Origin of the sequence: Shewanella inventionis (assembly GCF_014641855.1) — a bacterium.
In the GTDB taxonomy this organism is placed as follows: Bacteria; Pseudomonadota; Gammaproteobacteria; order Enterobacterales; family Shewanellaceae; genus Shewanella; species Shewanella inventionis.
In genome coordinates, this window is the sequence record NZ_BMII01000110.1 from 1 (window position 1) to 1,101 (window position 1,101).

Annotated in this window: 1 protein-coding gene; it reads right to left on the bottom strand. The window is 44.4% G+C overall.

The window, feature by feature from the left end; genetic code table 11:
• Positions 1–9 precede the first annotated feature (9 nt).
• Positions 10–1,041, bottom strand: coding sequence for an IS630 family transposase (locus tag IEW93_RS21790; protein WP_188741280.1), 1,032 nt, complete (start codon positions 1,039–1,041; stop codon positions 10–12).
• Positions 1,042–1,101 lie beyond the last annotated feature (60 nt).

Here is a 1,101-nt window from a genome sequence, read left to right on the forward strand (position 1 = left end):
TATACCCAATCAACTTGAAGATGCGGATTGTAACATCTGAAAATTGTCATTGATCCGCGACGTCAAATCGCCACCCATTTCCGGCAGTGTTTCTTTAAAAAATTTTGATAGAGCGGCCCTAAATTCGCGCTTACTTTTGAAATAAACGCTGTTTCTGGCATGCTCATTCATCACCTTCCACAGCCGCTCTATTGGGTTCAGATTTGGGCTATAAGGCGGTAAATAATGCAGCTCTATCTTAAGCAAATCGGCCATTTCTTTGACCTTCTTTGAGCGATGATAACCTGCGCCATCTAAAATGAGATGCAACGTGTGAGGTGGTGGATATTTCTCCCTTAACACCTCAAAAAATTGAACAATACTGTCGCCATTAACATAGTCATATTCGTTAACCGTTGCGTTAGCGATATCATCAAGGTCAATCGCACCAATCAGATTGATACGTGTCCGACTACCAGTGGTTTCAACGGGTTTATCTTGTCCTGTGCGGATCCAGCCATGCGATATTTTTGTCGCTTGGGTAGGATGAACTGCGTCGATAAAGAGAATAGTCGAATCCTCGCCACAGCTGGCTTTAAGGTTTTCATACTGCTCAACAAAAGCCTGTTGCTTTGCTTCATCAAACTTATGCGGCACACCTTTAGGCTTTTTGTAGCTAAAGCCATTTTTATGCAGCCACTTGTGCATGCCAGCGACAGTATATTTAACACCGAACTGCGCTAACACATAGCCGACAATTTGATGGTTATGCTGGTAAGTATGGGCAGTTAAATGGGTAATTAACTCCGCCGTTTGCTTAGCGGATAAATGGCTTTGTGAGCCGCCATTTTCAGGCTTGAGTTTATCCGACAAGGTATAGTCTGCAAGATGTCGCAGCACGGTGGATTCGTGAATGCGTAGCGCTTGAGAAATCATAACCGTAGACCAGCCTTCTGAGGTAAGGAGGACGGCTTTGATGCGATCACGAACTCGCCCATCGCGCGCTTGAGCATGCTGGGTTTCGAGCTGTTTCTTCTGGTCATCGGTGAGGTATATTTTCATGAGGTGTAGCATGATCCTGATTTGAAATAAAATCAAGCACCTTCAATGATCACCGGTATA